We start from the raw sequence: 22,267 nt of genomic DNA on the forward strand, positions 1-22,267 counted from the left end.
ACCCTTCAGGATGGAATATTCACCTCTCGACACCCTCATTACCCTGCGTGAGCAGGAGCTTGATCTGGTTGAAAGAAGTTTTGCGGAGGCCGTTGCGCGTGAGACGGCTGCGGAAGAAAAGCTGTCGGCGGCTCAGGAAGAAATCCTGAGCGAGCAGCGGATCGCCTCCAGTCCAACAGCGGGGGATGGTGCTGTGGAAGCCTTCAGCCGCTGGCTTCCTGCCGGGCGGCAGGCTGTTGCCGAAGCGCAGGCACGCTGCCGCGAAGCCGCGCTGGATCGTGAAACCGTGCGGTCGGCACTGATTATCGCGAGAGCTGCCATGGAAGCCGTCAAAACTCTGAAGGAAGAACGGCAGGAAGAAGAGCGGCAGGCGAAGCTCAAAAAAGAACAGAATGCGCTGGATGAACTGGCCATTCGCCAGTTCAGTCAGTCCTGAGCAGCGTCCCGACCACGGAGTGCTGCCTCAATCTGCGTGGTTGTGCCAATCAGGGCGCAGGCTACGGGATGGGTGCTGTCCCGGACAAAGGCCAAGACGAGATCGGGATCGCTGGGAAACAGATCGCTTTGCAGCGTGGTGACAGGCGTCATTTCGCCCATCTGCGACGCGTTCTGGGCTGCGTGAGTCAGAATACGGGCGACGGCTTTTTCGAGTGCCGGAAGAAGCACACTGTGGGGAGCATTGTGGTTTGCGGCATGTGTCGCAGCGAGTTCGTCCCAGCCCGCACGGGTGACGAAGGCGGGAATACCATCTGATGGCGTCTCCCGCTCGGCACGAAGAAGGGCGCCGGACTGGGCCATGCCGAGGATATCCAGGGCAGGGAGGAGTGCGGGGTCGAGTTTAATGGGCATTCGGATCTTTTTCGGAGACTGAAGCGGCCATGTCATCTTGCGGGAGACATGGCCGCGGTTTCGTATTCAGTGGGGTGGGTTGCCCATGGCCTGCATCAAGGCCGTAACCTGCTGGGGTTGGGCTTTGAAAAGCGCGACATTGGCGGGATTGGGGCTTGGCATTCCGGCTGGAAGCTGGCCGTTGCTGGCGGCAAGGGTCATGCCGAAGGTCGTCATGCCCATCACGAAGCTTTCGGGCGTGAAGCCGTGGCTTTGCAGGACGGGCGCAAGTCCGGGGATCTGGCTGATGCGGCTGATTGTCTCGGCCAGTCCCGCGCCGTGCGAGTTGGGAGGCTGGATGTTGCGGGCCTGAAGCTCGGCGATCGTTGCCGCCGCACGGGTCATGAAGTCCGGCGGCAGGGGGTATTGCATGGCATGCTCCATATCGGCACGGACCTGCGGCGGAATCTGAGGAGTCTGCTGCGGTGTTCCCTGAAGCGGCACACTTCCGTCGATCTGGGTCTGGCTTGTGGTGGCCCGCTGAGCAGGATAGCCGGCTTGCGGATAAGACTGTGCCTGTGCGGCCAGAGGCAGCATCGCGACAGAAGCGAAAAGGCCGGTAAGGCCTGTCATGCGGAAAAGCGTCATACCTGCACCCATTCTCCAGCGCGCATCAGCGGCACGCGGTTGCCGTTCTTGAGGCCATCAAGATCGATTTTGTCCGAACCGATCATCCAGTCGATATGAATAAGGGAGTCGTTGACGCCCCGTTCCAGAAGTTCGTCCGGCGTCAGACCTTCGATATCGACCATGCACTTCGTGTAGGCTTGGCCGAGTGCGATATGGCTGGACGCATTCTCATCGAACAGCGTGTTGCGATACAGGATCTTGCTGGCCGATATGGGGGAGGAGTGCGGTACGAGGGCGACTTCGCCAATCCGTGCCGCGCCTTCATCAGTATCGAGTATCCGTTTGAGCACGTCTTCGCCCTGACTGGCGGTTGCTTCGACAATACGGCCGTTTTCAAAGCGCACCGAGATTTCGTCGATCAGAGTTCCCTGATGGAACAGCGGCTTGGTGCTGCTGACGCGGCCGTTGACCTTGCTGCGATGCGGGGTCGTGAAGATTTCCTCGGTCGGGATGTTCGGGTTGCAGACGATGCCATTGCCGGATTTTTCCGAGCCACCCGCCCAAAGATGTCCGTCCGCAAGGCCGACCGTCAGGTCCGTCCCGGGGCCGCTGAAATGCAGGGCATCGAAGCGGCTGTCGTTCATGAATTTCGCCCGGGCATGCAGGGCAGCGTTATGGGCTTTCCACTCGGCGACGGGATCGGCCACGTCCACGCGAGATGCTTTGAAGATACCGTCCCACAGGGCCGCGAGCGCCTCTTCAGGGTGCAAATCCGGGAAGACCTGTTCGGCCCAGGCCGGTGTGGCGCAGGCGATGATGTTCCAGTTCACGGCGAACTGGGTGATGATTTCCATCGCCGGGCGGTTTGCCTTGGAACTGGCGCGGTTGGCGCGTGCGATGCGTTCGGGGTCCTGCCCTTTGAGAAGCGTCGGGTTGGCGCCGGTGATGGCCATGCGGGCTGCACCTTCGCGGAACGCGCGCGCCATACCCTCAGCCAGCCATGTGGGGGCGACGTCGAAGGCGTCGTCCGGGGCGTGGATGAAGCGAGCGAGCGTGGTCTCATCATCCGCGTACAGGGTCGTGACGAGTGAAGCTCCGGCTTTGTATGCGTGTTCCGTGACACGTCGGACCAGTGCGACAGCCGTGAGTGGTGCGGTAATGAGGAGCTGCTGGCCCGGCGAGATGTTCAGGCCAACGCGGACGGCGACCTCGCCCAGACGGTCGAGCAGCTGTTCGTGCGAAAAGGTAGAGGGAGCGGACACGTTGGACTCTTTCGCAGTGATCATTCTGACCCTCATGGTGTGCCCTGTCGCGTTGAAGTGCAAGAGAGCAGCGCGTGAGGTGACAGGGCTTTGAGGGCGCAGTATCGTGCCGGACATGAAACCCGGACTTCATATTTTCGCTGATCCAGGCACGCCCGACCAGCGCCCTTTCGATGTGGCGGTTGTCATGCCAAGCCTTCTGAGGCCTACCATTGTCCGGGCGGTCCAGTCTGTTTTTCAGCAGACGGGAAATCTGCGGGTTCAGATCATGATTGGTTTGGACCGCCCTCCGGGTGACAGTGCCGACGATCTGATTCAACGCGCGATCGAAGGGCGGCCACCGAGTTGGGCCGTCGAAGTGCTCTGGCCCGGCTATTCCACATCACAGCGTCATGGAGGGTTCGGGCGGGCAAGGGACGGCGGCGTATTGCGCAGCGTGCTCAGCCAGCTTTCGAATGCTCCACGCATTGCTTATCTCGACGATGATAACTGGTGGGCGCCAGACCATCTGTCCTCTCTGTTGGCGGCGATTGAAGGACAGGACTGGGCGTGGGCAGGGCGCTGGTTCGTGCATCCGCGGACACTGAAACCAGTCTGTGAGGATCAGTGGGAGTCGGTCGGGATCGGAGGGGGGATTTTCCGCGAAAGCTACGGCGGGTTCGTGGATCCGAACTGCCTGATGATTGACCGGGCACGGGCGCCTGAAGCGCTGGAAATGTGGAATCAGCCCCTGGTCGGGGATAGAACGCAGATGACGGCGGACCGCAATGTTTTCAAAGCATTGATGGATCGTCCGGGAAAACCGACCGGGGAATATACCGCGTATTACGTTCTGACCGAGACGGACGGCCTGCACCCTACGAGGCTACGTTTGATGGGGGCGGCATGGGACCGGGCGTCAGAGACACACGGGGACGTTGTTCAGGCATCTTGAAACAGAGAGGCTGGTACGGAGCAAATTTCCTGTACCAGCCTCTCTGCCGCATTCGTTACATGGAACGGATCGTGTTACGGCGCGGCGGACGGCGCTGGCGGTCGGACTGGGCGTCCGGGTTTGCGGCCTTCGCGGCTTTTTCGCGCGCGATGGTGCGCAGTTCGGTTTCCAGCTCACGAATGCGGCGCTGAATGCTTTCCTTCAGCGTCAGAGACGTGTGGGACTTCATGGAAGCGATCGTTTCCTTGAGGTCCCGAAGCTGCTTTTCCTTTTCGGCCTGATTACGGCGAATAGGCTGGTTGTCGGACATCTGTCCCTGAAATGCACGCATGTATTCGGTCTTTCCGCATGAAACATTCATGGGCCTCCCGTTCATCCGGAAGATGACGGAATGGAGGGCGCAGAAACGCGCCCGTCTGGCCCTGTCTGGCTCATGATTATGGGGGACGGAGCATTACCGTCCGGTTAATTCAGGATCGGGAGGAGAGGATGTCCCGCAAAACGTCAGTCAGGCGGGTGCAGGCGTCGTCCGTTCCGATCGAGATACGCAGCCAGTCCTGGATGCGCGGGGTGGAGAGGTGCCGGACAAGGATCGCACGCTCGCGCAGGGCTGCGGCGATGGCTCCGGCCTTGTGCTCCGGGTGGTGCACAAGAATGAAATTGGCACAGGATGGCAGGACTTGGAAGCCAAGATTTTGCAGTTGCGGAACCAGCCGGTCGCGGCTCGCAACGAGGCGGGCCGTGATGTCTGCGAGCCATTCGGTATCCTGGATCGCGGCGATGGCCCCGGCCTGTGCCGGGCGGGAGAGGGGATAGGAATTGAAACTGTCCTTGACGCGGATAAGACCCTCGATCAGTTCCGGAGAGCCGATCGCAAAGCCCACACGCAGTCCTGCCAGAGCGTAGGACTTTGAGAGCGTCTGGACGACCAGAAGATTGTCATGACGATGTGTCAGTTCAATGGCGGACTGGGCACCGAAATCGACATAGGCCTCGTCAATGATGACGGTCCGGTCCGGATGGCGCTTGAGGAGCGTTTCGATCTGCTCGAGCGACAGGGCGATTCCCGTATTGGCATTCGGGTTGGCGACGGCGATTCCGCCGCAGTCGCCAGTGTAGGAGTCGATGTCGATCGTGAAATCGTCGTTGAGCGGGATGTGGCGGAAAGGCTGGTCGAACAGGCCGCAATAAACCGGATAAAAACCGTAGGTCACATCCGAGAACAGGACCGGCGCATCGTCGTGGAACAGCGCGCGGAAGGCATGGGCCAGAACTTCGTCGGAGCCATTGCCGACGAAAACGCGATCGGCGGTGGTGCCGAACCGGGTCGCAATCGTCTCCCGCAGGTCTGCCGCTGTCGGGTCCGGATAAAGGCGCAGGTCGTCAGACGCCACGTCCCGGATGGCTTGAAGCACTTTTGGGCTCGGGCCGTAGGGAGACTCGTTCGTATTGAGCTTCAGCAGGTCCGCGAGTCTGGGCTGTTCGCCCGGTACATAGGGGTGCAGATCCTGAACGCGGCGGTTCCAGAAACGACTCATGCGGACGCTCCGGCGAACAGGCCGGTCATGAGCTGGCGTTCGGCCAGATCACGGGCGGAAACGCCGTCCGCGTCCTTCAGGTCCGGGTTTGCTCCGGCGGCAAGAAGCTTTCTCGCCATGTCTTCGCGGTTGAACATGATGGAAAACATCAGCGGTGTGCGACCGGCATGATTGGCGTGATCCACTTCGGCGCCATGATCGAGCAGAAGTGTTGCGATCTCGGTCAGGCCCTTGAACGCGACGCCCGAAAGTGCGGTGGCTCCCTTGAGATCGGTGGCTTCCGTGTCAGCCCCGCGGTCCAGCAGCAGGCGCGTGGCGTCCGTATGGCCGTTGTAGGTGGCGACGATCAGGGCGGTATAGCCACGGCTGTCCGGTGTATCGATGGCCATGCCGGCATCCAGAAACTGGGTCAGGAGGTCGGTATCGCCTTCACGGGCCGCGTCGATGAACAGGGCGGTGATCTGGTCTGACGTGAAAGTGACGTTCTGGGCGTTCATGACGGTTTCCACATGGCGGTGTCCCCGATGACAGAAAATCCGGGGAAGGGATGTCGGAGGGCAGTTTAGCTTTTTGTGTCAACTGACGGAAGAGTGAGGCTGTCACCGTTTTCCAGCGCCCGGAAAGGACGGCCAGCGGGTCGGCAGGCGAACTCCAGACGGGTGGGCGGCTCCAGAATGGCCTCGTCGGTGAGTTGGAACGTGCCGAAATGGATCGGCAGGCCTCGTTTCGCTTTGAGCGTATCGAACGCCATGAGCGCCTCTTCGGGGGACATGTGAACGCGGCGCATCAGGTTGCGCGGCTCGTAGGCTCCGATGGGAAGGATGGCGAGGTCGATCTGCGGCCAGCGACGGTGGATCGCGTCGAAATGTTTGCCCCAGGCCGTGTCGCCCGCGAAAAAGACAGTGTGGCCATCCGCTTCTATCGTGAAACCGCCCCAGAGCGCGCGGTTGGAATCGAACGGCGTGCGTGCGCTTCCGTGCAGCGCGGGCGTGGCTGTGATGCGGGCGTCGTCATCGGTCGTGCCGTCCCACCAGTCCAGTTCGACGATGCGCGGAAGAGCGGCCTTTTTCAAATGGCGACGGTTGCCCGGAAGAGAAATGCAGAGCGGATCGTCACGTCCGGCCAGTGCCCGCAGGCTCGGCAGGTCCATGTGGTCGTAATGGCAGTGCGAGACGAGGATGATGTCGATGCGGGGAAGGGCATCCAGCGCGATGCCGGGCGGGCAGACGCGGCGGGGACCGAAACTGCGGAAGGGGGAGCAGCGTTCGGAAAAGACCGGATCTGTGATGATCCGCAGAGGCGCGCGTCCTGCACGGCCAAACTGGAGCAGAACGGTCGCATGACCGACAAACGTGACACAGCATTCCCCCGGAGCAGGCGTGACCTGATCGTAGGTTTTCTGCGGGGGAAGGGCATCCGGCCAGCGTGGCCTGAGGCCCATCTGCCAGCGGAAGATGTTCCCGATCCGCTGCGAAGGGCTGCGGGCCGTTCGCGCCTCGTTTGGGCGCCATTCTTCGGGGTTTCGGTAATGACGACCGTCGAAGTGTGGCAGGTTGTCTTCAAGCACAAGAGCGTGTTTCACAATATGGTTTACCGATCAGCCATTGCGTCTGTCGCGACTTCGCGTCATGCCGTGGCAGCAGAAGGTATGGAAGATATCGTTGCGTTTCTTCCTGTCAGTCACAAGCCGGAGATCCCATTCCGATGAGTACGCTTCCTCAGCTCACCATCAATACGATCCGCACTCTTTCGATGGAAGGTGTCGAGCGCGCCAATTCCGGCCATCCCGGCACGGCCATGGCTCTCGCCCCCGCGATGTATGCGGTCTGGCAGCATGATCTGAAATACGATCCGGCCGATCCGTGCTGGCCTGCCCGTGACCGTTTCGTGCTTTCGGTCGGTCACGCGTCGATGCTGCTGTACTCCACCCTGTTCCTCACAGGCGTGAAGGATATTCAGGATGGCAAGGTCGTTGATGCGCCGTCCCTCACTGTCGAGGATCTCTCGCAGTTCCGTCAGCTGAACTCCAAGACGCCGGGTCATCCGGAATACCGCTTTACCGCTGGTGTAGAAACCACGACCGGCCCGCTCGGACAGGGTTGCGGCAATTCCGTCGGTATGGCGATCGCGCAGAAATGGATGTCCGCGCGCTATGATCGCCCGGGCTTCAAACTGTTCGACTATCACGTCACGGTGTTCTGTGGCGATGGCGACATGATGGAAGGTGTAGCTTCGGAAGCCGCATCCACCGCTGGCCATCTCGCACTTGGGAACCTGACCTGGATCTATGATTCAAACCAGATTTCCATCGAGGGGTCGACGGATCTGGCCTTCACGGAAAATGTGGGCAAGCGTTTTGAAGCCTATGGCTGGCATGTCCAGACGCTGCCGGACGGCAACGATGTCGAGGCCATTCTCGCAGCCCTCAAAGCTGCGCGTGCGGTGACGGATCGCCCGAGCATGATCGTGCTCAAGACGGTCATCGGCTATGGCGCGCCCAAGAAGGCCGGTACGGCTTCGGCACATGGCGAGCCTCTGGGCGCTGAAGAAATCAAGGGTGCGAAGGCCGCTTATGGCTGGCCGGAAGACGCTCCGGACTTCTATGTCCCGGACGGTGTGAAGGAGCATTTCGCCGAAGGTCTCGGCAAGCGTGGCGCGGAAGCCAATGCAGAATGGCGCGAGTTGTTCTCGGCCTATCGTGAAGCCCATCCGGACCTTGCGGCTGAAATCGACTGCATCATCGAACATCGTCTGCCGGAAGGCTGGGACAAGGACATCCCGACTTTCGAAGCCGATGCCAAAGGCGTTGCCTCGCGTGCCAGCTCGGGTCAGGTTCTGAATGCTGTTGCGAAGAACCTTCCCTGGATGATCGGCGGCTCTGCTGACCTGACGCCCTCCACCAAGACGGACATCAAGGGCGGCGGCTCCTTCCAGCCGGAGAAATGGAACGGCACCTATGGTGGCCGGAACCTGCATTTCGGTGTGCGCGAACATGCGATGGGTTCCATCTGTAACGGTATCGCGCTCTCCGGCATCCGCTCTTACGGTTCGGGCTTCCTGATCTTCTCCGATTACATGAAGGCGCCGATCCGTTTGTCGGCCATCATGGAACTGCCGGTTCTGTATATCTTTACGCATGACTCCATCGGCGTGGGTGAAGACGGGCCGACGCATCAGCCGATCGAGCAGCTCGCACAGCTTCGTGCCACGCCGGGCATCATGACGATCCGCCCGTCCGACGCCAACGAAGTGTCCGAAGCCTGGCGGACGCTGATCCCGATGACGCACAAGCCTGCTGTGCTCGCTCTGAGCCGTCAGAACCTGCCGACGATCGATCGTACGAAATATGCGTCCGCCGCCGGTCTGGCGAAGGGTGCCTATGTTCTGGCGAGCTGTGACGGCAAGCCTGACGTGATCCTCATCGCTTCGGGTTCGGAAGTCAGCCTCGTGGTGACGGCTTACGAAAAGCTGACAGAAGAGGGCATCAAGGCCCGCGTCGTCTCCATGCCGAGCTTCGATCTCTTTGAAGAGCAGAGCCAGGAATACCGCGATTCCGTCCTGCCGCCGGATGTCATCGGTCGCGTTGCGGTCGAACAGGCCGCAGCGTTCGGCTGGGATCGGTATGTCGGCATCGGCGGTGCGATCATCGCGATGAACACGTTCGGTGCGTCGGCTCCGGCCTCCGCACTTCTCACGAAATTCGGTTTCACGCCTGAAGCAGTTCTTGACGCAGCAAAGCGTCAGGCCCTGCGCGGCAAGTAAGGGAGAGATCCTGTGGCAGACACAATCTCCAATACCGGTCTGAACGAAGTCGGCAGCGTGCTGCGCGAGCTTGAGAAATACGGCCAGTCCCCCTGGCTGGATTTCATCCAGCGCAGCTTCACGGAGGACGGAAGCCTCCGCAAGCTGGTGGACGAAGACGGCCTGCGGGGCGTCACGTCCAACCCGGCCATCTTCGAAAAGGCCATCGGACACGGCACCGAATACGACCCGCAGATCCGCAAGCTCCTGGAAGGCGAAGGCCTGCCCCCCGGCGATCTGTACGAACATCTCGCCATCGACGACATCCGGTCCGCCTGCGCGGTTCTGTATCCGGTGTTCGAAAAGACCAAGGGGCTGGACGGCTATGTCAGCCTCGAAGTCTCGCCCTATCTGGCGTTCGACACACACGGGACAATCACGGAAGCCCGCCGCCTGTGGAAGGCTGTCGGGCGTGAAAACCTGATGATCAAGATCCCCGGGACGTCTGAAGGCACGGGCGCCATTCGTGACGCCATTGCGGACGGCATCAATGTCAATGTGACGTTGCTGTTCTCGCTCGATGCCTACAAGGCGGTGCTGGAAGCCTATATTGCCGGTCTTGAAGATCGCGCGGCCCGTGGCGAAGACATCTCACGTCTTGCCAGTGTGGCGTCGTTCTTCGTCAGCCGTATCGACGCCAAGATCGACGGGGAAATCGACCGTCGCATTGCGGCTGGCGATGCGGAGGCCGAGGCTCTGAAGGCCATTCGCGGCAAGGTTGCAATCGCCAACGCCAAGCTGGCCTACCAGTATTATCTCGAAGTCCGTAACAGCCCGCGCTGGAAGGCACTGGCCGAGAAGGGCGCCAACCCGCAACGTCTGCTCTGGGCCAGCACCGGCACCAAGGACAAGGCCTATTCCGACGTCCTGTATGTCGAAGAGCTGATCGGCCCCGAGACGGTCAACACCATTCCGCCTGCAACGTTCGATGCGTTCCGCGATCACGGCAAGGCGCGCGCCAGCCTGACTGAGAATGTCGAACAGGCGCGGCATGTTCTGTCTGAGGCCGAGCGTCTTGGTCTGGATCTGGATGGCGTGACCACAAAGCTCGTCAAGGAAGGGTGTGCAGCATTCAGCGTGTCGTTCGACACTCTGCTGACGGCTGTGGCAACCAAGCGCGAGGCCGTCATCGGCAAGCGTCTGCTGCGTGTCAGCGCCGACCTGCCGCCGGAACTGCGCGACGATGTCGCCGGTGCGGAAAAGGACTGGAGCCAGAGCGGCGGTCTGCGCCGGATCTGGCAGAAAGATCCGTCGGTCTGGACGAATGGCCCGGAAGCCGACTGGCTGAACTGGCTGACAATCGTACAGGACCGTCTGTGGAACGTCGAAGAGCTGGAAGTTCTGGCCCGCGATGTCCGCAGTCGCGGCTTCAAGGATATCCTGCTTCTGGGTATGGGAGGTTCGAGCCTCGGTCCCGAGGTTCTGGCCGAGACGTTCGGACAGCGCGAAGGCTGGCCGAAGCTGCATGTTCTCGACAGTACGGACCCGCAGCAGGTCACGGCGTTCGAGAAAGCCATCGACCCGAAGAACACGCTGTTCATCGTGGCCAGCAAATCCGGCGGTACGCTGGAGCCGAACATCCTGTTCGCGCATTTCTGGCAGGTGGCCGGTCAGGCTCTGGGCAAGAAGCCGGGTGACAGCTTCATCGCCATCACCGATCCGGGCTCGCACATGCAGAAAGTGGCCGAGGAAAACGGCTTCTGGCGCGTTTTCTACGGCGATCCGAAAATCGGCGGCCGGTACTCTGTCCTGTCCAATTTCGGTCTCGTACCGGCGGCAGCAAGCGGCATTGACGTTCGCAAGCTGCTGACGGTCACGCGCCTGATGGTGGAATCCTGTGACGGAAGCGCGCCTCCGGCTGCCAATCCGGGTGCAGTTCTGGGCCTGATCCTCGGTCATGCCGCGCATTGCTTTGGCCGCGACAAGGTGACGATTCTCGCCTCTGACGGCATTGCGTCGCTGGGCGCATGGCTGGAACAGCTCATCGCCGAAAGCACCGGCAAGAAGGGCCTCGGCCTCATCCCCATCGACGAGGAAGAACTCGGCGCGCCGGATGTCTATGGGACGGACCGCATTTTCGTGGACCTTCTGCTGGGCGACGACGTTCCCGACAGCCGCCTCGGCGCTCTGCGGGCCGCTGGTGCGCCGGTCGTCACCATCCGTCTGGCCGATGCGTCCCAGATCGGACAGGCGTTCTTCCTGTTCGAATTCGCAACGGCTGTAGCCGGTGCGGTTCTCGGGATTGATCCGTTCGATCAGCCCGACGTTGAGTTCAGCAAGCTCGAAACGCGCAAGCTGACCTCAGCCTATGCCGAAACGGGCTCGCTGCCGCCGGAAACGCCGTTCGCGAAGGATGGTCCGCTATCCTTCTACGCGGATGCGAAGAACACGGAAGCTGCTGGCAGCAAAAGCGATGCGGTCTCCATTCTCAAGACCCTTTTTGATCGTGTGAAGTCGGGCGACTATGTCGGTCTGCTCGCCTATATCCGTCGCGATCAGCAGACGCGCGACTGGGCACAGTCCGTTCGTATGGAACTGCGGGATACGCTGAAAGTGGCGACAGCCGCCGAATTCGGACCCCGCTTCCTGCATTCGACGGGTCAGGCCTACAAAGGCGGACCCGACAGCGGCGTGTTCCTTCAGGTCACGGCGACGGATGCGGCGGATGTGCCGGTTCCGGGTCATGGTTTCAGCTTCAGCGTTGTCAAGGCGGCGCAGGCACGAGGCGATTTCGAAGTGCTCGCGGCCCGTGGCCGTCGCGCCCTTCGCGTTCATATCGATGGACCGCTGGAAGACGGGCTGAAAGCTCTGGAAACGGCAATCCACGAAGCACTGGCAGGAGCATAAGTCATGCGGATCGGAATCATCGGACTGGGACGGATGGGCGGCAATATTGCCGTCCGTCTGACGCGCCACGGACATGATGTCGTCGTGCACGACCGCACGCCGGAAGTGACGGCTTCGGTCGCCGGACGCTGCGAAGCGGGGCGTGCGACCCCCGCCGGTTCTGTCGCCGAGATGGCGAAGCTGCTCGAAGGTGACGAACACCGCGTGGTGTGGGTCATGCTTCCGGCAGGTGCCATCACCGAGGCCTGTGTGCAGGAACTTGGCGGCCTTCTGGGGCGTGGGGATGTCATCATCGACGGTGGCAACACTTACTATAAGGACGACGTCCGTCGCTCGGCCGAGCTGGCTGAAAAGGGCATCTCCTATGTGGATGTCGGCACCTCAGGCGGTGTCTGGGGTCTGGAACGCGGTTACTGCATGATGTTCGGCGGTACGAAAGAGACCGCCGAATATATTGATCCGATCCTCAGCGCGCTGGCGCCGGGCATCGGGGACGTGCCGCGCACACCGGGCCGTGGCGAAAAAGGCCATGATCCGCGGGCCGAGCAGGGCTATCTGCACTGTGGGCCTGCCGGTTCGGGACACTTCGTGAAGATGGTCCATAACGGCATCGAATACGGCATGATGCAGGCCTTTGCCGAAGGTTTCGACATCATGAAAAGCAAGAACTCCCCCGTTCTTGCGGAAAAAGACCGGTTCGAACTCAACATGGGCGATATCGCCGAAGTGTGGCGTCGCGGCAGTGTCGTGTCGTCCTGGCTGCTCGATCTGACGGCTGAGGCCCTGACCCGTTCGGAAACTCTCAACGAGTTCTCTGGCGAAGTCGCGGACTCTGGTGAAGGTCGCTGGACGATCGAGGCCGCTATTGAGGAAGACGTCCCGGCTCCGGTCATGACGGCCGCGCTGTTCACGCGCTTCCGTTCGCGGTCCGGCAACAACTTTGCCGAGAAAGTGCTCTCGGCACAGCGTTTCGGTTTCGGCGGACACGTCGAGAAGAAATAAGACTACCGCCCCTCATGGGCAATGACTGGCTGGCAGGGTATGGTTTTTGCCATTGCTGACCAGCCAGCCCCCGCAAAGACTCTGACGGGGGTTTTTACAGGGGCTTTTATGTCCGTTGACCTCGACGCCATCCACGCGGATCTGCCACCGTTGCCAAAAACCATCCGGATGGTTGTGTCCGACATGGATGGCACGCTCCTGACGCCAGACAAGACCATTGCGCCGTCCACGCTGGCGATGGCGAAAACACTTCAGAAGCGGGGGATTCCCCTGTGCCTCGCCAGTGCGCGGCCACCCGCCGCCATGGTGCCCTATATCGAGCAGCTTGGTCTGACCGGGCAGAATGCCGGTTTCAATGGCGGTATCATTTTCAAGCCCGACGGGACCACGAGCGTCAGCCGCGTTCTCACCCCGAATGTGTTGTCGATCGTGTATGACATGCTGCATCTGCATGGGATCGAAACATGGTTCCTGCGGCAGTCCTACTGGATGGTTCAGGATGCCCATACGCCGTTCGTCCAGCATGAGCATGGCATCACCGGCCTGACGCCGCATCAGGTTCCCGATCTGCGCAAGGAATTCGAGGGCATCGGCAAGGTGATGGGCGTGAGCAGCAACACCAGCCTGTTACAGGACGTCGAGACCGAACTCGGCGTGATGCTTCAGGGAGAAGCGAGTGTGCGCCGCTCTTCCGATATTCTTCTCGACGTGACGCCGGCCCTTGCCAACAAGGGCGAGGCGATCCGCGAACTGGCGCTTGCCCACGGTATTGCGCCGCATGAGGTGGCCTGCCTTGGCGATGCCCATAATGACCTGCCGATGTTTTCGGTCGCAGGACTGGGGATTGCCATGGGGCAGGCCGAAGAGGACGTGAAAGCCGCCGCTCAGGTTTTCACGGACACCAACGAGCGCGATGGCTGGGCCAAGGCTGTCGAGCGCTACATTCTGCCGAGGGTTCCCCATTCATGACGACCGATATTCGCACAGCCACTTTGGAAACCCTCCCTGATTCGGAAGCCGTCGCCCTGCGGATGGCCGATCTCTTCATCGAAGGCGTTCTTGCCAAGGCGGACGGCCTGTTCCGGGTGGCACTTTCCGGAGGCTCCACGCCCAAGCGCCTGTTCGAGATCCTCGCAACGCCATCACGGGCAAAGCTGGTTCCGTGGGAGCGGGTCGAGATTTTCTATGGCGACGAGCGCCACGTGCCCGAAGGCCATGCGGACAGCAACCATACGGTCGGGCAGTCCGTCCTATTGTCGCATGTCCCGGTGCCCGCGCAGAACGTCCATGCCATTCCGACCGGTGACACGGTCGAGGCAGACGCACAGGCTTACGAAAAAACCCTCCAGACCTCTTATGGCGCCACGGAACTTGATCCGAAGCGTCCGCTGTTCGACCTGGTCATGCTGGGCCTCGGCACGGATGGTCATACGGCATCGCTGTTTCCGGGACAGCCTGTCCTGAAGGAGCGCAAAGCGTGGGTTGGAACGGCCGTACCGTCCACCGCGCCTTATGAACGCATCACGTTGACCTACCCCGCCATTCAGTCCAGCGCGCTGGTCGTGTTCCTCGTGACAGGAGCGTCCAAGGTCGAAATGCTGGAGCGTCTGGTCGAAGGCGACAGTTCCATTCCATCCGCCCGCGTGACGAGCGAAGGCCGGATCGTCATTCTTGCAGATCGCGCTGCGGTCGGAGAAGACGCATGAGCGGCACGGATATGAGCGTTCACAAGCGCACCGCTGCGCGTGAAGCCGCTGATATGGTCAAGAGCGGCATGGTTGTGGGGCTCGGAACGGGCAGCACGGCCGCCTATATGATCGAACGTCTGGGCGAGCGTGTTGCGGAAGGGCTGGAAATTTTCGGCATTCCGACCTCCGATGACAGTGAGGACAAGGCGATCAAGGCTGGAATTCCCCTGACGGATTTCAGCGCGCATCGTCGGATTGACATTGCGATTGATGGTGCGGACGAGGTCCAGCGTGGTTCGCTGAACCTCATCAAAGGTTTGGGTGGCGCGCTCCTTCGCGAAAAGATCGTGGCACAGGCCGCGAAGCGTTTCGTGGTGATCGTGGACGGCACCAAGCCCGTCGATCTGCTGGGAGAGCGGGCGCCTGTGCCTGTTGAGGTCATTTCCTTCGGCTGGGAATGCACGGCTGAGCGCCTTGCGGCCTGTGGCGCGCGTGGTGTGAAGCCGAGGGCCGATCGCGCCGGATCGCTGTTCGTGACGGATACCGGCAACATGATTCTGGACTGCCATTTCGGACCGATTGAAAACCCCGAAGATCTGGCAGGGAAAATCGACCGGATCGTCGGTGTGGTGGAACATGGCATGTTCCTCAACATGGCTTCGGACGTTCTGGTCGCCACGATAGAAGGCGTGGAGCGGTGGGAGCCATGACGGCTTCGGCAGCACGGGTGAAAATGGGTCTGGAGCCGCGTTTTCTCGTGGTCATGGGCGTCTCCGGAACAGGCAAGACGACGATTGCAATGGGCCTCGCGACGCGGCTTGGCTGGCATTTTCAGGAGGGCGATGCCCTGCATCCGCCTGCGAATGTCGAGAAAATGAGCACCGGCCAGCCGTTGACCGATGCAGATCGCGCGCCTTGGCTTGCACTGTGTCATGACTGGCTGCGGGCACAGGTCGAAGCTGGCCACGGTGCTGTTCTGACATGCTCCGCGCTCAAACGCGCCTATCGTGAACAGCTTCGTGCCAACGGATTGCCGATCGAGTTCGTTCATATCGACACGTCCGCTACTGAACTTGCGGCGCGGTTGGAGCGGCGGGAAGGGCATTTCATGCCTGCCAGCCTGCTGCCAAGTCAGCTCGCGACGCTTGAAGTGCCGGGTGACGACGAGCCTGTAATCCGCGTGTCTGGCGAAAAGCACCCGGACGTGGTGCTGGAGGAACTGATCCGTCACTTCCAGACGGAAGGCTGACCGATGGCGGACACGACCCGACTTCTGGTGGATGCCGATGCCTGTCCGGTGAAGGACGAGATCTATCGCGTCGGGGCGCGCTATGGCCTGAAAACGGTCATCGTTGCCAATAGCTGGATGAACGTCCCACAGTCTCCGCTCATCGAACGCGTTGTGGTGCCTGAAGGGCCGGACGTGGCGGATGACTGGATTGCGGAGCAGGTGACGGCTTCCGACATCGTCATTACCAGCGATATTCCGCTGGCCGTGCGGTGTCTTGCCAAGAAAGGTTCGGTTCTGCGTCCGAACGGTGAGGAAATCGACGAGCGCTCCATCGGTATGGTGTCGGCGATGCGGGATCTGATGCAGGGTCTGCGCGAGACGGGGGCGGTGACGACCTATAATCCGTCTTTCAGCAAAAATGACCGGAGCCGGTTTTTGTCCGCGCTCGATACACTCATCGTGCGACTCCGCAGAAAAGCTGCTCTGGCGCAATCGCTCCCCAGTTCTTCAGAAACAATCCACAGGGCCTTCCCCGGAGATGTTCCCTGATTCTGGGGATATCTTTTGCCCCAACAGACGCTCGGTGTTGAAAAGATTTGGCCCTGTATGGGATGCAGTATCGCCACAGCGCTGGACAGTCTGCGTGAGAAAGGGGGCCTATTTTCACATCTTGATTCCCTGAGTGGACGTTCCTCTACTTCATCTGGCGTGATGCCGGATTGAACGATCCTTCCCGGAAATTGGCGCTTTATCGCTCTTGATTGCAAAAGAATGTCACTTTCGTGCCCTCATTGAGTGAACTGCTGGCGTCCTGATGCGTCTGTTTGAAGACAGGGCGCAAGTCGTCACACAGGAATGCAGGAAACTCCATGACTGAGAAAAGCACTCTTTTCATCAATGGAAGCTGGGTCTCACCGAAAGGCGGTGAATGGATCACGGTTGAAAATCCGGCCACGAAAGCAGTGATTGGCGAAGTCGCCAAAGGCGGAGAAGCGGATGTGGATGTCGCTGTCTCGGCTGCCAAATCGGCGTTTGTCGGCTGGAGCCAGCGTACGGCGACCGAACGGGCTGACTACATTCATGTCTTGAAGGATCTGGTGAAGCGGGACCGCGAAAAGCTGGCCGCTCTCATTACCGCAGAAATGGGCAAACCGCTGAAGGAGGCCCGCATTGAGGTCGATTTTGCGATTGGTCTGCTGCGGTTTGCTGCGGAGAATGTGCTGCGCCTTCAGGGCGAAATCATTCCGGGAAGTTCGCCGAACGAGAAAATCCTGATCGATCGCGTGCCGCTGGGCGTGATCGGGGCCATTACGGCCTGGAATTTTCCGCTGGCACTCTGTGCAAGAAAGATCGGCCCCGCTGTGGCGGCGGGAAACACCATCGTTCTCAAACCGCATGAACTGACGCCGCTGACCTGCCTGCATCTGGCGAAGCTGGTCAGGGAAGCCAAGATTCCTCATGGCGTCATCAATATCGTGACGGGAGATGGCAAGGATGTCGGTGTACCGCTGGTGGCGCATAAAGACGTCCGGCTCATTACGATGACGGGCTCGACCCCGGCAGGCAAGAAGATCATGGCGGCCGCCTCTGAAACACTGAAGGAAGTCCGCCTCGAACTTGGCGGCAAAGCACCGTTCATGGTGATGGAAGACGCCGATCTGGATAAGGCTGCGGATGCTGCCGTGGCCGCACGGTTCGGCAATGGCGGTCAGGTTTGCACGTCCAACGAGCGTACCTATATCCATGAAGCCATCTACGATCGGTTTGTTCAGAAAATTCGCGAGAAGATCGAGGCGCTGAAGGTCGGACTGCCAACGGACCCGGACACGGATATGGGCCCGAAAGTCAGCGAGGACGAACTCAACAAGGTCCATGCCATGGTCGAAAATGCCATCAGGCAGGGTGCGCGTCTGGCCATGGGCGGCAAACGCCTGAGAGGGGGCGTCTATGATCAGGGATATTTCTATGCCCCGACGCTGCTGACCGATGTCACACAGGACATGGACGTCGTTCATAACGAGGTGTTCGGACCGGTCATGTCGCTGATCCGGGTCAAGGACTTCGATCAGGCCATCGCTTGGGCCAATGACTGCCGTTATGGTCTATCAGCCTATCTCTTCACCAACGATCTGAGCCGGGTCCTTCGCATGACCCGCGAGCTTGAATTTGGCGAGGTCTATGTGAACCGTCCGGGCGGTGAGGCACCGCAGGGCTTCCATCATGGCTATAAGGAGAGTGGTCTGGGAGGCGAGGACGGGCAGCACGGCATGGAAGCCTATGTCCAGACCAAGACCATTTACCTTAACGCATGAACGCATTGGCGGGGGGGCACACGACGGTAGCCCGCTTTTTTCCTGAAGGAGGGGATCGGCATCATGGTAAAAGTCGCTGTACTGGCCACGGATGGCCTTGAGGAAATCGAATTGACCGCATCCCGGGCCGCTCTGGAAAATGCCGGGGCGACTGTCATGATCATTTCTCTCAAGGGCGGGGAATTTCAGGCCGTTAATAACGGTATCTATCCCTCGCATGGGATCCGGGCCGATCTGGCGATCGCTGATGCCAAGGCAGGAGATTACGACGCCCTGTTTCTTCCGGGTGGTCCGGTTTCGTCAGATGCGTTGCGTCTGAACAGGGACGTGGTGGCGTTTGCCAAGGCGTTCGTGAAAGCGAACAAGCCGATTGCAGCCATCTGCCATGGTGTGCAGACGCTGATTGAGGTGAATGAGCTTAAAGGACGAACCGTCACATCTTGGCCAGCCATTCGCCGTGATCTGGAGAATTCAGGGGCGATCTGGGTGGACAATGCGGTTGTCGTTGACGGGCCTTATGTCTTTTCCCGCTGCCCCGCCGATATCCCGGCTTTTAACAAGGCCATGCTCCGGCACTTCAGGCTCAGCTGACATCTCATGAAAACTACAAAAAAGGAGGCTCCCGGAAAGAGAGCCTCCTCTTTTGTGGTGGTGATCTGACTGGTGTCAGATCGTGCCATCGACGGCTTTGCGCCCCAGAGCGGGATCGTCGGTGAAGAAGCCGTCGATGCCCATGTCCAGATAGCGGCGCAGTTCCGCGATCATGCCCTCGGGGTTGCGGGCGGCGTCGCCTGCAGTGTTGCGAAGCTGCGCGGGGAGGAAATGATTTTCCGGCCGTGCCGTGTAGGAATGGACCAGAAGTCCGGCCTGATGGGCATCCGTAACGAGGCTGGATGGCTCCATCCAGGCCCCCTTGCTGTCACGCGGAATCAGGTCCGTGTTGGACGGTCCGATCACGTCGGCATAGCCTCGGACCTCCTTGAGGCCCTCAGGCGTCATGAGATCGCCGAAAGTCGTGGTCTTGCCTGCTGCCAGCAGGTCCGGCGGTACATCCTTGCGCTCACCCATCAGCAGCATCAGCCGTGCCTGCGGGTTGATGGACAGGACATCAGCGCGGATGCGCCCGAGGTTGCCGGTTTCGAAGGACTGGAGTTCCAGCGGGGCCTGTCGGGTATAGTCGTGTGCAGCGATGGTCTGGAGAAACGCGGCTTCGGGATTGAGGCCGAGGCTGTTGAAATAGGTGGAATGCTTGATTTCCGGCACCAGACCGAAAACTTTTCCCGTTGCCGCCGATTGTGCTGCGACCTGTTCGATGACTTCTTCGAAAGTTGGGATTTCGAAGTGATCGTCGTAGCGCGTATTATGGACGCGGATTGTGGAGAGGCGTTCGCGGGCGCGGAGGGTCTTGAGTTCGGCGAGCGTAAAGTCCGTAGTGAACCAGCCGGTCTCAACCCGTCCGTCAATTTTGAGGGATCGGTGGCGGGAGGCGAATTCCGGGCGTTCCGAAACATCCGTCGTCCCGACAATATTGCTTTCATGTCGGACGACCAGATGGCCGTCGCGCGTCATGACAAGATCTGGCTCGATGAAATCCGCGCCATCCATCATGGCGCGGGCATAGGAGGCCAGTGTGTGTTCGGGGCGCAGGGCCGAAGCCCCGCGATGGGCGAACACGAGCGGCTTCGGCGCCAGTGAGGGCGCGGCTTTCGCCCGCAGGTGCAGGGCGGGAAGCCCTGCCGCGAGCAGGCCGAGGCTCTGGCGACGTGTCAGCATAAGGCAGTGTTCCTTACAGGGCGGCGCTCAGGCTCAGGAAGAACATGCGCGGCGCGATGGGATAGGCCGAGAACTGACCCGCGGTCTGGGTCGCGTTGATCGTGGACCATCCCTTCGTGTTTGTCAGGTTGGTAATGTTGCCCTGAACCTTCAGCGATGCCAGATGCGGGATGTTGTGGAACGTATAACCCGCATTCAGGTTGAACTGGGCGTAGGGTGCGGCCCACATATCGTTGGTATAGGTCGCATAACGCTTGCCGATCACGTCGCCAGTGAACTGGCCGTAGGCATTGCCCCAGTTGGTTGTGAAGACGAACTTCTCCGACCAGTCCGGCATGCCCACAACGTTCTTTCCAGCCGTGTGGATGATGCTCGAACCCGTGCTGTAGTTATCGTTATAGGTGGACTTGTTGTAGGACAGCGCGTTGTAAAGCGAGAAATGCGGACCGAAATGGGTGGTGAAGGAGAAATCCATACCATCTGTTGTGACCGAACCCACGTTCGCAAGCGTGGTCGCCGAGCCGATGATGGACGACAGGGTCTGCGTCGTTGCCACGGCCAGCAGGCGGTTCGAGAAGTGAACGTGATAGTATTCGACCTGACCTTCGATCGCCGTCAGCGGACCAAGGTGGATCTGGCGGTGCTCACGCAGACCGGTTTCGTAGGTCCATGAGGTTTCCGGCTTGCCGTTCTTCTTGAACTCTTCGAAAGCGGCCTGGCTGGTCGCACCCCACGGGGTGGCATTGCCATAGCCCGCATCCTGGAAGGAGCGCATGTTCTCCTGAATGTTGGCGAACCACTGCTCATGCTTCGTGATGTCCCACACCGCGCCGAAAGCGGGCAGGAACGGCTTGGCAGCGTCGATTTCGCCCCCCGGTGCCGTCACGGCATAGGACGGGGAGAGCGAACCCGGCTTCGCGGCCACGGGGAGCGTGCCGTTGGTATAGACCAGCTCCGACTTGAAGCCCGCCATCAGCGAGAAGTTCTTCGAGATCTGCCAGTTGTCCTGCAGATGCGTCACGAACGTGTTGGTATAGAAATTGTTGGTGTACTGGTCGATCAGGGCGTTCTGCTGGCGCTCGTAAGGCGTGGTCGGGTTGTTGGCGTTCAGCGGATACCAGCGACGGGCCTGCGTGTTGTTGTTGCGCTCATACCAGCCGCCAAGTTCGATCGAGTGCTTGCCGAGATGGTAGCGCAGCGTGGACATCAGACCACCGCGATTGTCCCAGTATTCGGTTGTACGGGTTGCATAGCCAGAGCCACCGAAGACGGTATTCAGATCCTGCCCCGGATAATAGGCGGCGAACAGCGTCGGCAGACCGGCGGCCGAGATCGGACCGGCAACGACACCTTCACCCAGATCATGATGATAATAGATGCTGTTGTCCCAGTGCAGGTTTTCGCTGAAGTCATGCGTCCACTTGGAATAGGCCAGGAAGTCTTCGCGCTGGGCCGCAGAGTAGTAATTGCGATAGTTCAGACCGACCGCATTGGCGTTGGCCTTGGCGTAATTGAAATTGGGATAAGTGAACGGACGGACATAGAGACCGTAACCCTGCGGCAGCGTGATACTGTCTTCATTGGGTTCGACCTTCTGGGACCAGTCGAAGAATGTCGAGAAATGGTCATGTTCGCTGTTGTGGACGAACTTCGCGTTGACCTGATAGCCGCCCTGATGACCGGCAAAATCCCAGGCACGGGCGTCCTGACGGACGAAAGAGACATAAGCCGAGTTGCCGTTGCCGAACTCACCCGTATCGAGGCGGGCGAAGGTACGGAACGTGGACCAGCTTCCGAAAACCTGTTCAATCTGCGCGCCGCGCTTGTGAAGCGGGTCCTGCGTCGTGAACTGGAGCGTACCGCCGAGATTGGACGTCGACGCCGTACCAAGCGCACCCGCACCGGATGACACTGAGGCCGATCCGACGTTCTCGCTGATGACTGCGCGCTGCGGAGAGAGGCCGTTGTAGTTGCCGTAAGCCTGATCACCGAGCGGAATGCCGTCGAGCGTGTAGCCAAGCTGGTTCTGGTTGAAGCCGTGAACGTAGAGCGAGGAGTTCTGCTCGTTGTTGCCCCAGGGGTCGGCATTGTTGAACACGACGCCCGGCAGCATTTCTAGCGCCTTGACCGGGTTGATGCCCGGAAGAATGCGCTGGATCTGCACGTGGCTCAGCCCCTGTTCGGAACGGGTGCGGCGTGCCGTGATGACGAGCTGTTCCGTACCACCAGCGACGGCATCCACTTTGGCCTTGTGCTTGGCGCTGCTTTTCGCAGCATGTTTGGCTGGCGTGGCTTTTCTGGTTTCGGTCGCAGCGGCACTGGAAGAGTGCGGAAGAGCGGCAGCCAGCGCAAATGGCGAGCAGAAAACGGTCAGGAGCAGGCGGGAACGCAGCAGGTTGCGCGGCATCGAAGATCTTTCCG

General features: G+C 60.4%; 21 protein-coding genes. 12 read left to right on the forward strand and 9 right to left on the reverse strand.

From position 1 onward, the window contains the following. Window positions 1–10: 10 nt before the first annotated feature. Window positions 11–436: a flagellar export protein FliJ gene (gene fliJ, locus JK208_RS01175; protein ID WP_211574029.1), complete on the forward strand. Its 426-nt coding sequence runs from the start codon at window positions 11–13 to the stop codon at window positions 434–436. Here the strand turns inward: fliJ and JK208_RS01180 are convergent. From JK208_RS01180 to JK208_RS01190, 3 genes are all read right to left on the reverse strand, one after another. Beyond that, on the reverse strand, window positions 427–849 hold the full coding sequence (locus tag JK208_RS01180) for a hypothetical protein (protein WP_211574030.1): 423 nt from the start codon (window positions 847–849) through the stop codon (window positions 427–429). The two genes, fliJ and JK208_RS01180, sit on opposite strands and share 10 nt — an antisense overlap. A gap of 66 nt (window positions 850–915) precedes the next feature. Beyond that, window positions 916–1,476, reverse strand: coding sequence for a hypothetical protein (locus JK208_RS01185; RefSeq protein ID WP_211574031.1), 561 nt, complete (start codon window positions 1,474–1,476; stop codon window positions 916–918). Next, the gene (locus tag JK208_RS01190; RefSeq protein ID WP_211574032.1) at window positions 1,473–2,756 is read right to left on the reverse strand and encodes an aminopeptidase; all 1,284 of its coding nucleotides are present in this window, start codon (window positions 2,754–2,756) and stop codon (window positions 1,473–1,475) included. Before JK208_RS01190 ends, JK208_RS01185 begins: the two co-directional genes overlap by 4 nt. A gap of 79 nt (window positions 2,757–2,835) precedes the next feature. On the opposite strand from JK208_RS01190, the gene JK208_RS01195 reads away from it, so the two are divergent. Continuing rightward, window positions 2,836–3,654, forward strand: a complete 819-nt coding sequence (locus JK208_RS01195; RefSeq protein ID WP_211574315.1) for a glycosyltransferase family 2 protein — start codon at window positions 2,836–2,838, stop codon at window positions 3,652–3,654. A gap of 55 nt (window positions 3,655–3,709) precedes the next feature. Here the strand turns inward: JK208_RS01195 and JK208_RS01200 are convergent, their stop codons facing one another. From JK208_RS01200 to JK208_RS01215, 4 genes are all read right to left on the reverse strand, one after another. Beyond that, window positions 3,710–3,985: a hypothetical protein gene (locus JK208_RS01200; protein ID WP_211574033.1), complete on the reverse strand. Its 276-nt coding sequence runs from the start codon at window positions 3,983–3,985 to the stop codon at window positions 3,710–3,712. A gap of 139 nt (window positions 3,986–4,124) precedes the next feature. Further along, the gene (gene hisC / locus JK208_RS01205) at window positions 4,125–5,192 is read right to left on the reverse strand and encodes a histidinol-phosphate transaminase (RefSeq protein ID WP_211574034.1); all 1,068 of its coding nucleotides are present in this window, start codon (window positions 5,190–5,192) and stop codon (window positions 4,125–4,127) included. Further along, a complete protein-coding gene (locus JK208_RS01210; protein ID WP_249201863.1) occupies window positions 5,189–5,689 on the reverse strand; it encodes an ankyrin repeat domain-containing protein in 501 nt (166 codons plus the stop codon). The genes hisC and JK208_RS01210 overlap by 4 nt, the downstream gene beginning before the upstream one ends. Before the next feature lie 65 nt (window positions 5,690–5,754). Next, window positions 5,755–6,759 carry an MBL fold metallo-hydrolase gene (locus tag JK208_RS01215; RefSeq protein WP_211574316.1) on the reverse strand — a complete coding sequence of 335 codons (1,005 nt, stop codon included), beginning with the start codon at window positions 6,757–6,759 and terminating at the stop codon, window positions 5,755–5,757. 137 nt (window positions 6,760–6,896) lie between these two features. Between JK208_RS01215 and tkt the strand changes: the two genes are divergently transcribed. The 10 genes from tkt (at window position 6,897) to JK208_RS01265 (ending at window position 18,664) form a co-directional block, all read left to right on the forward strand. Then, window positions 6,897–8,954 (forward strand): transketolase, encoded by a 2,058-nt coding sequence (tkt, locus tag JK208_RS01220; protein WP_211574036.1) that lies wholly within the window; start codon window positions 6,897–6,899, stop codon window positions 8,952–8,954. A gap of 12 nt (window positions 8,955–8,966) precedes the next feature. Then, a complete protein-coding gene (locus JK208_RS01225; protein ID WP_211574037.1) occupies window positions 8,967–11,840 on the forward strand; it encodes a bifunctional transaldolase/phosoglucose isomerase in 2,874 nt (957 codons plus the stop codon). A 3-nt stretch (window positions 11,841–11,843) separates the two neighbouring features. Further along, window positions 11,844–12,842, forward strand: coding sequence for a phosphogluconate dehydrogenase (NAD(+)-dependent, decarboxylating) (gene gnd / locus JK208_RS01230; protein ID WP_194261918.1), 999 nt, complete (start codon window positions 11,844–11,846; stop codon window positions 12,840–12,842). 108 nt (window positions 12,843–12,950) lie between these two features. Continuing rightward, on the forward strand, window positions 12,951–13,811 hold the full coding sequence (locus JK208_RS01235) for a Cof-type HAD-IIB family hydrolase (RefSeq protein WP_211574038.1): 861 nt from the start codon (window positions 12,951–12,953) through the stop codon (window positions 13,809–13,811). Next, window positions 13,808–14,548, forward strand: coding sequence for a 6-phosphogluconolactonase (pgl, locus tag JK208_RS01240; protein ID WP_211574039.1), 741 nt, complete (start codon window positions 13,808–13,810; stop codon window positions 14,546–14,548). The genes JK208_RS01235 and pgl overlap by 4 nt, the downstream gene beginning before the upstream one ends. Next, the gene (gene rpiA, locus JK208_RS01245; protein ID WP_211574040.1) at window positions 14,545–15,240 is read left to right on the forward strand and encodes a ribose-5-phosphate isomerase RpiA; all 696 of its coding nucleotides are present in this window, start codon (window positions 14,545–14,547) and stop codon (window positions 15,238–15,240) included. Before pgl ends, rpiA begins: the two co-directional genes overlap by 4 nt. After that, window positions 15,237–15,779, forward strand: a complete 543-nt coding sequence (locus JK208_RS01250; RefSeq protein ID WP_211574041.1) for a gluconokinase — start codon at window positions 15,237–15,239, stop codon at window positions 15,777–15,779. Before rpiA ends, JK208_RS01250 begins: the two co-directional genes overlap by 4 nt. Window positions 15,780–15,782: 3 nt before the next feature. Then, window positions 15,783–16,310 (forward strand): YaiI/YqxD family protein, encoded by a 528-nt coding sequence (locus JK208_RS01255; protein ID WP_211574042.1) that lies wholly within the window; start codon window positions 15,783–15,785, stop codon window positions 16,308–16,310. Between the two features lie 320 nt (window positions 16,311–16,630). Beyond that, window positions 16,631–18,073 carry an aldehyde dehydrogenase gene (gene aldA / locus JK208_RS01260; RefSeq protein ID WP_211574043.1) on the forward strand — a complete coding sequence of 481 codons (1,443 nt, stop codon included), beginning with the start codon at window positions 16,631–16,633 and terminating at the stop codon, window positions 18,071–18,073. 63 nt (window positions 18,074–18,136) lie between these two features. Further along, complete coding sequence (locus JK208_RS01265) at window positions 18,137–18,664, forward strand: type 1 glutamine amidotransferase domain-containing protein (protein WP_194261925.1); 528 nt, start codon at window positions 18,137–18,139, stop codon at window positions 18,662–18,664. A 75-nt stretch (window positions 18,665–18,739) separates the two neighbouring features. Here the strand turns inward: JK208_RS01265 and JK208_RS01270 are convergent, their stop codons facing one another. Then, complete coding sequence (locus JK208_RS01270) at window positions 18,740–19,846, reverse strand: glycerophosphodiester phosphodiesterase family protein (RefSeq protein WP_211574044.1); 1,107 nt, start codon at window positions 19,844–19,846, stop codon at window positions 18,740–18,742. 13 nt (window positions 19,847–19,859) lie between these two features. Next, window positions 19,860–22,253 carry a TonB-dependent receptor gene (locus JK208_RS01275; RefSeq protein WP_211574045.1) on the reverse strand — a complete coding sequence of 798 codons (2,394 nt, stop codon included), beginning with the start codon at window positions 22,251–22,253 and terminating at the stop codon, window positions 19,860–19,862. Window positions 22,254–22,267 lie beyond the last annotated feature (14 nt).

Source organism: Gluconobacter sp. Dm-74 (assembly GCF_018256135.1).
In the GTDB taxonomy this organism is placed as follows: domain Bacteria; phylum Pseudomonadota; class Alphaproteobacteria; order Acetobacterales; family Acetobacteraceae; genus Gluconobacter; species Gluconobacter cadivus.

What these genes read in the sequence shown, in the direction of transcription:
- fliJ (WP_211574029.1), top strand. Translation starts at nt 11, where the DNA reads ATGGAATATTCACCTCTCGACACCCTCATTACCCTGCGTGAGCAGGAG.
- JK208_RS01180 (WP_211574030.1), bottom strand. Translation starts at nt 849, where the DNA reads ATGCCCATTAAACTCGACCCCGCACTCCTCCCTGCCCTGGATATCCTC.
- JK208_RS01185 (WP_211574031.1), bottom strand. Translation starts at nt 1,476, where the DNA reads ATGACGCTTTTCCGCATGACAGGCCTTACCGGCCTTTTCGCTTCTGTC.
- JK208_RS01190 (WP_211574032.1), bottom strand. Translation starts at nt 2,756, where the DNA reads ATGAGGGTCAGAATGATCACTGCGAAAGAGTCCAACGTGTCCGCTCCC.
- JK208_RS01195 (WP_211574315.1), top strand. Translation starts at nt 2,836, where the DNA reads ATGAAACCCGGACTTCATATTTTCGCTGATCCAGGCACGCCCGACCAG.
- JK208_RS01200 (WP_211574033.1), bottom strand. Translation starts at nt 3,985, where the DNA reads ATGCGTGCATTTCAGGGACAGATGTCCGACAACCAGCCTATTCGCCGT.
- hisC (WP_211574034.1), bottom strand. Translation starts at nt 5,192, where the DNA reads ATGAGTCGTTTCTGGAACCGCCGCGTTCAGGATCTGCACCCCTATGTA.
- JK208_RS01210 (WP_249201863.1), bottom strand. Translation starts at nt 5,689, where the DNA reads ATGAACGCCCAGAACGTCACTTTCACGTCAGACCAGATCACCGCCCTG.
- tkt (WP_211574036.1), top strand. Translation starts at nt 6,897, where the DNA reads ATGAGTACGCTTCCTCAGCTCACCATCAATACGATCCGCACTCTTTCG.
- gnd (WP_194261918.1), top strand. Translation starts at nt 11,844, where the DNA reads ATGCGGATCGGAATCATCGGACTGGGACGGATGGGCGGCAATATTGCC.
- JK208_RS01235 (WP_211574038.1), top strand. Translation starts at nt 12,951, where the DNA reads ATGTCCGTTGACCTCGACGCCATCCACGCGGATCTGCCACCGTTGCCA.
- pgl (WP_211574039.1), top strand. Translation starts at nt 13,808, where the DNA reads ATGACGACCGATATTCGCACAGCCACTTTGGAAACCCTCCCTGATTCG.
- rpiA (WP_211574040.1), top strand. Translation starts at nt 14,545, where the DNA reads ATGAGCGGCACGGATATGAGCGTTCACAAGCGCACCGCTGCGCGTGAA.
- JK208_RS01250 (WP_211574041.1), top strand. Translation starts at nt 15,237, where the DNA reads ATGACGGCTTCGGCAGCACGGGTGAAAATGGGTCTGGAGCCGCGTTTT.
- JK208_RS01255 (WP_211574042.1), top strand. Translation starts at nt 15,783, where the DNA reads ATGGCGGACACGACCCGACTTCTGGTGGATGCCGATGCCTGTCCGGTG.
- aldA (WP_211574043.1), top strand. Translation starts at nt 16,631, where the DNA reads ATGACTGAGAAAAGCACTCTTTTCATCAATGGAAGCTGGGTCTCACCG.
- JK208_RS01265 (WP_194261925.1), top strand. Translation starts at nt 18,137, where the DNA reads ATGGTAAAAGTCGCTGTACTGGCCACGGATGGCCTTGAGGAAATCGAA.
- JK208_RS01270 (WP_211574044.1), bottom strand. Translation starts at nt 19,846, where the DNA reads ATGCTGACACGTCGCCAGAGCCTCGGCCTGCTCGCGGCAGGGCTTCCC.
- JK208_RS01275 (WP_211574045.1), bottom strand. Translation starts at nt 22,253, where the DNA reads ATGCCGCGCAACCTGCTGCGTTCCCGCCTGCTCCTGACCGTTTTCTGC.